The organism is Cetobacterium sp. (genome assembly GCF_048470075.1).
In the GTDB taxonomy this organism is placed as follows: Bacteria; Fusobacteriota; Fusobacteriia; order Fusobacteriales; family Fusobacteriaceae; genus Cetobacterium_A.
The window spans coordinates 1-6,444 of the sequence record NZ_DBGBQB010000281.1 but is presented as its reverse complement, the minus strand read 5'-3'; the positions used below and the strand labels follow the sequence as shown (position 1 = coordinate 6,444).

Here is a 6,444-nt window from a genome sequence, read left to right as displayed (position 1 = left end):
CTATCAAGAGTATATATTGTTTATTTTTATAGAAATAAAAAGAATAAATAATAGTATCAATGTAATATATAAATAAAGTTTATAGTATTCTTTTTTTATAAAATGGTTGAAAAAAAAACATCTTAGTGATAGTATAACTTTATAATGGTTCTAAAGATTAAAAGGGAATTAAGTGAAAGTCTTAAGCGGTCCCGCCACTGTAAAGAGGACGAAAGTATCAAAACCACTGAATTTTAATTTGGGAAGGGATACAAGTAGGAGGAATCTAAGTCAGGAGACCTGCCATTATGAAAATCTGCGAGGACGGAGAAGAGGTAACTCTTCTTCCAAATTAAATTATATTTGGGAGGATATTTCTATGAAAAAATTATTATTATCACTATTTTGTTTATCTGCTACTTTGGTGCTAGCTCATGGGGAGGAAGCGTTTGAAGATTCTGAATTCTATACAGGAGGAAAAAGTGCAGTTATAATGACACACTTTGGAACAACTCACCCAGATACTAGAGCTAAAACTATTGATGCTATCAATCAAAAAGCTATAAGAGCTTTCAATGGAAAAGCTGATGTCTTTGAGGCTTACACATCTAGAATTGTAACTAAAAGAGTAGCTGCAAATGAGGGAATAAAAAAATATAATCCAAGTGAAGTGTTGGCATCTTTAAAAAAGCAGGGATATAAAAATGTTATTATACAACCAACAAATGTTATTGATGGAGTAGAGATGGAGTCAATAAAAAAAGAGGCTCAACTTCATGCAAAGGATTTTAAAAATTTAAGAGTGGGAGATGCACTTTTAAGTGATCCACATCACTATGAAGATACAATTAATATTATTATGAAAACAGTTGGACCTTTAAATAAGAAAGAGGCTGTAGTTTTAGTAGGGCATGGTACATATAACTCTGCAACATCAGCTTATGCTATGTTTGATTATATGGCTAAGGATATGGAAAAACCCATTTATGTTGGAACTGTTGAAGGGTACCCAACTTTTGAAAATGTGGTAAAACAGCTAAAAAAAGACAATAAAAAAGAGATTGTTTTAATGCCAATGATGTTTGTAGCAGGGGACCATGCAAAAAATGATATCGCAGGAGAGTGGAAAGAGAATTTAGAAAAGGCAGGATTTAAAGTAAAAGTTAAACTTGTTCCTCTTGGAGAGATTCCTGAAATTCAAGATATGTTTGTAGGAAATGCAAAGTTTCTTGAGAAACATAAAAGTGTGGATATCGTAGAAAAAAAAGCTGAGTATGCAAAAAGTAAAGAGTTATAAAATTAGAAAACTACACCTCTATCTTAGAGGTGTAGTTTTATTTTATTTTAAAATGAGATAGAGGTGAGAAAATGGAAAATCTTCAAAAAATATATTTAGCTGGTGGATGTTTTTGGGGTGTAGAAGCTTATATGGAAAAAATATCAGGCATAGTTAATGTTGTTTCAGGATATGCCAATGGGAAAACAGAAAATCCAACATATGAAGATGTTATTTACAGGGGAACAGGGCATGCAGAAACGGTTTGTGTGACATATGATGCCAATAAAATTGAACTACCTACCCTTTTAAAGTATTATTTTAGAATTATTGATCCAACTAGTCTAAATAAGCAGGGAAATGATAGAGGGACTCAATACAGAACAGGGATATATTATGAAAGAGATAAGGATAAAGAGATTATTGAGAGAGAGATTGAACAGCTTCAAAAAAATTATTCTAAAAAGATAGTGGTGGAAGTTTTACCTCTAATTAGATTTGATAGGGCAGAGGATTATCATCAGAACTATTTAAAAAAAAATCCTCACGGATATTGTCATATAGATCTTTCTAAGGCAGATGATATAATTATTAATGAAGGTGATTACAGTAAACTACCTGATGAAAAATTAAAATTGAAGTTGACAGATAAGCAGTATAAAGTGACTCAATTGGGAGATACAGAGAGAGCTTTTGACAATGAATATTGGGATTTTTTTGAACCTGGAATATATGTGGATATAACAACAGGAGAACCACTTTTTTCATCCAAAGATAAGTTTACTTCCCAATGTGGATGGCCAAGTTTTTCAAAACCAATAGCTCCAGAAGTTTTAAACTATCATAGAGATAATAGCTTTAATATGGAGAGGATAGAGGTTATAAGTAGAGTTGGAAAAGCTCATTTAGGACATGTATTTGATGATGGACCAAGAGAGTTAGGAGGTCTACGATACTGTATAAATAGTGCTGCAATCGAATTTATTCCATTGGGCAGTATGGAGGAGAAGGGGTATGGAAGTCTAGTGCCAATCATTGAAAAATAGGATTTTTTAAATAAAAAATTAAAAGACCCATCACTGAAAAATTTTAGTTGTTGTGATGGGTTCTTTTATGATTAGATGTAACTTACTCTGCTCTTAGAGCATCAATAGGATTTAATTGTGAAGCTTTTTTAGCAGGTGCAACTCCAAATATTAGACCAATAAGAGTTGAAACTCCCAGAGCTAAAGCTATTGAAAAAAGAGAGAAAATAGGAGGAATATTTACAAAATAACTGATAGCTAATGCTAAAGTAATACCTATAAAAACCCCACCAATTCCACCAAATCCTGTTAAGATAATAGATTCCATTAAAAATTGAATAAGAATGTCTTTATTTGTTGCTCCAATAGCTTTTCTAATACCAATCTCCTTAGTTCTTTCAATAACACTTACAAGCATTATGTTCATAACTCCAATTCCACCAACAAAAAGGGAGATTCCTGCAACAAAGGTTATAAATATATTAAGAGTAGTTAAAATATTATCAAAGGAGGCAGCAGCATTACTTATAGTTTCCACTTGATAGAGCCCTTTAATGCCAGTCATATTTTCTAAAAGTTGATTAGCATTTTTCATATCGGCAGCTAAATTTTGTGGATTTTTAGATTCAATAATAATAGAACTATACCCACCTTTTGAAAGGTCATACACTTTATCATAAGTATTTAGAGGGGTTCTCATAAATCTTGGAATTCTTCTACCTCCCATAACCTTAATAAGTTCTTCAAGGGGATTTTTAAAAACACCAACAATTTTATATGCAATGGGGCTATTTTTTCTTCCAATAGCAAAAGAGACCTCGCTTCCAATAGCTTTATCAGCATCCCCAAAAAGATCATGAGCTGTTAGATTATCAATAACAATTATCTTTTCACCTTTTTCATATTCAAAAGGTAAAAATTTTCTACCTAAGACATAGTCAGCTTTATCAATTTTTTCATAATCTGGAGTGGTGGCAATAAGTTGGATTGTTTCTCTTTTTTTTCCAAGTTCTAAGAAGACTCTAGTACCTATATTTGGACTAACATTTTTAAAAATATTAGTTTCTTTTAAAGAATCAACAATTTCAGGATCCAGAAGATACTTCCATCTAAACTCCTCATCATCCTTGTCAATGGATACTGTAAACTTACCATATCCCCCCTCTTTTAAATCCCCAATTATATTTTGTTGTCCCCCTCTTCCAATAGCAGACATTGTGATAACAGAGGATATGCCTATAATAATACCTAACATTGTCAAAAATGATCTGATTTTATTACCTTTTAAGTTTTTAATAGCTCCTTTTAAACTTTCTAAAAAATTCATAAGCTATTCACATCCTCTATAATTTCCCCATCTCTAAATCGAATAACTCTTTTACAAGACTTTCCAACTTCGGGTTCATGAGTAACAACAATAATAGTTTTTCCTTGATCATTTAATTTTTTAAAAAGTTCCATAATCTCTTTTTCAGAGGTACTATCAAGGTTTCCAGTGGGTTCATCGGCTAAAATTATAGCGGGTTCATTAACAAGAGCTCTAGCTATGGCCACTCTTTGTTTTTGACCTCCAGAAAGTTCATTGGGTCTATGATTTAATCTGTCACCAAGCCCAACTTTTTCTAAAACATCTTTAGCTTTATGGACTCTTTCTTTATGGTTCATTCCTGCATAGATCAAGGGTAATTCCACATTCTCTAATGCTGTAAGTTTAGATAGTAAATTAAAGGATTGAAAGACAAATCCAATTTTTCTATTTCTAATTTTTGATAACTTCTGATCGCTTAACTTTGAAATATCAATTTTATCAAGAATATAAGTTCCATCAAAAGTATGATCTAAACAACCTAAAATATTCATCATGGTTGATTTTCCACTTCCACTGCTTCCCATAATTGCCACAAACTCCCCTTTTTCTATAGAGAAATTAATATTTTTTAGAGCATGGAGTTTCATCTCACCGTTGATATAGTATTTGTCTAAACTTTTAACTCCTATCATTGTGATTTCCTCCCATTTTTTTGAAAAGAACTATTAGAAACCTCTATTAGAGCTATTTCAATTTTGTCTTTAGAATTTAAGGTATCATCAGGATTTGTTAAAAAAATCTCTCCTTGAACTAGGCCCTTAGTTATAATAATTTTATCTCCTTTTAACTCTTTAAATTCAACAGTTCTCTTTTGGATTTTTCCAACTCCATCAGTTATATAGATAAAATAGTCATTACCATCAAAAAGTAAAGAAGTGACAGGAATAATAATACCTGGTTCATCATTTCCTAAATATATTCTTGCAGAAACTTTAAATCCAGGGACAATATGTGGAATCTCTTCAGTTGGTTTAACTTCAACTTGCAATATATTTTCTGAGGTTGTTTTAGAAACCTGTGAAACTCTAGAGATTTTTGTTATCACTCCTAAATAAGATATTTTTTTTTCAAAAACTTCAGGCTTTATAACTAATTTTTGATTAAGTTTAATACCTTTAACTTCATATTCAGGAACTTCTAAAACAATTTTTATATCTGATAGATCTGTAAGTTCCAAAAGAGGGTCATCTGTATTAACAGAGTAGTTTTCTTGGGCGTACAAAGTTGTGATTGTACCACTAACAGGACTTTCAATTTTTTCTGCGGTCTTTTCCAAATCCTCTTTGTAGTGGTCAATATTTATCTCTGAAATTCGAATCTCTTCGCTCAAATCTTTAACTAAGTTCGCAGAGCTTCCACCAATTTTATATAACTCCTTTTCCACAGCATAATTTCTTTTTAACTTGGAAAGATTTAGCTGCTCTTTTTCAAGGTTTCTTTTTATATTGTTCCTTTCCGTTTCATCAAAAGTCATCAATAGCTCACCCTTTTCAATAAAATCTCCCTCTTGGACAAAAACTTTTTTTACTTTTAATTTTTTATCAACAAATATTTTTTTAGTGTCATTAGCTTCCACACTACCATCCACATCTATAAATCCACTACCTTTGTCCAACTTAGCTTTTTCAGCTATATATTCTATTTTGGGTTGATTGGGTTTACTCTTTTGACCACAAGCCGCTAAAATAAAAAATGCTGATATGAGTATTGGCATTGAAAATTTTTTATTCATTAGATTTCACTCCTTACTATAATCTGATAGATATACGCATTCAAAGAGTTTTTTGCCTTTTCTTTTGAGACTTCAAATTCAAGGTAAGTATCAAAAGCTTCCATAACTTCTGTATAACTAACTTTACCTAAAGTATTTTCCAGTTTTTTAATTTCATATTTAGATTTTTCTAAATCCACTCTATTTTTTAGAACTAGATAATCTTTTTGTAAAGTATAGTAATTATCTTGAATTTTATATCTTTCTGCAATCACTTCATTTGATTTTTGTATATAAGTTACTTCTTTTTCCATAAGAGAACTTTCTTCATTGAAGAGATTAATATCTTTATAAAAAATATCTTTTGAAAATTTAAAAAACACTCTGTTTTCATCATTTAAAGTGTTTCTTTCAATCCCAATAGACATTTCAGGAACTTTATTATCATACCTTAAGTATTTTATATTCTCTTTTGTAAGTTCTTTTTCAAGTTTAAGCTTTTCTAAATCCTTTTCTCCAACAAAGGAGATATATCTATCTAAATTATTTTGAGTGGGAGATATATCAACTAAAGTGGCTCCTTGCAGCTTTAAACCATAATCAAAATAGAATCTTTCAATAATTTTTTCCAATATATTTTCAATTTTATCAATCTCTAACTTTATACTGTTATAACTTATCAGAAGACTATCCAAATCAATTTTAGGTATAGAGCCCATTTGATAAGATTTTTCCAAAACTATTTTTTCTTTTTCCAAAGACTGCAGGGCATTCTGTTTAAGTTTAAGTTCAAATTGATTATCTTTATACTCCTTATATAGATTTATTAAAGAGAGTTTTTGAGTTTCAATTCCCTGCTTTAAATCAATTTTAGTTATATCTCTTGTAACCCTTAGTTTGCTTAATTCACTGTCATCTTTGGAAAAAACTAAATCTTTAAGACTTCTCTTAGCACCATAGGTAACCCTATCATCATCATTTTTAACTTTATTCCCCTGAATATAAAAATCACCAAAGGATATATCACTTTCAAAAGTGTATCTATTTTCTTTATCTTTATAGTTTGTATCTGCATCAACTTTAA

6 protein-coding genes and 1 riboswitch are annotated in these 6,444 nt (G+C 30.6%); of the genes, 2 read left to right on the top strand and 4 right to left on the bottom strand.

The window, feature by feature from the left end:
* The first annotated feature begins 128 nt into the window (after positions 1 to 128).
* A riboswitch (cobalamin riboswitch) is annotated at positions 129 to 302 on the top strand.
* Between the two features lie 56 nt (positions 303 to 358).
* Together ACMOUI_RS09970 and msrB are read left to right on the top strand one after the other, a co-directional pair.
* Complete coding sequence (locus ACMOUI_RS09970) at positions 359 to 1,276, top strand: sirohydrochlorin cobaltochelatase (protein WP_418965549.1); 918 nt, start codon at positions 359 to 361, stop codon at positions 1,274 to 1,276.
* A 71-nt stretch (positions 1,277 to 1,347) separates the two neighbouring features.
* Positions 1,348 to 2,301, top strand: a complete 954-nt coding sequence (msrB, locus tag ACMOUI_RS09965) for a peptide-methionine (R)-S-oxide reductase MsrB (RefSeq protein ID WP_418965548.1) — start codon at positions 1,348 to 1,350, stop codon at positions 2,299 to 2,301.
* 82 nt (positions 2,302 to 2,383) lie between these two features.
* Here msrB and ACMOUI_RS09960 read toward each other — a convergent pair whose 3' ends face one another.
* The 4 genes from ACMOUI_RS09960 to ACMOUI_RS09945 form a co-directional block, all read right to left on the bottom strand.
* Positions 2,384 to 3,607, bottom strand: a complete 1,224-nt coding sequence (locus ACMOUI_RS09960) for an ABC transporter permease (RefSeq protein ID WP_418965547.1) — start codon at positions 3,605 to 3,607, stop codon at positions 2,384 to 2,386.
* Entirely contained in the window at positions 3,604 to 4,281 is a 678-nt protein-coding gene (locus ACMOUI_RS09955) for an ABC transporter ATP-binding protein (RefSeq protein WP_418965546.1), read from the bottom strand. Before ACMOUI_RS09955 ends, ACMOUI_RS09960 begins: the two co-directional genes overlap by 4 nt.
* On the bottom strand, positions 4,278 to 5,381 hold the full coding sequence (locus ACMOUI_RS09950; protein WP_418965545.1) for an efflux RND transporter periplasmic adaptor subunit: 1,104 nt from the start codon (positions 5,379 to 5,381) through the stop codon (positions 4,278 to 4,280). Before ACMOUI_RS09950 ends, ACMOUI_RS09955 begins: the two co-directional genes overlap by 4 nt.
* Positions 5,381 to 6,444: TolC family protein (locus tag ACMOUI_RS09945; RefSeq protein WP_418965544.1), on the bottom strand; the 1,064-nt coding region annotated here is incomplete at its 5' end. The genes ACMOUI_RS09950 and ACMOUI_RS09945, both read right to left, overlap by 1 nt.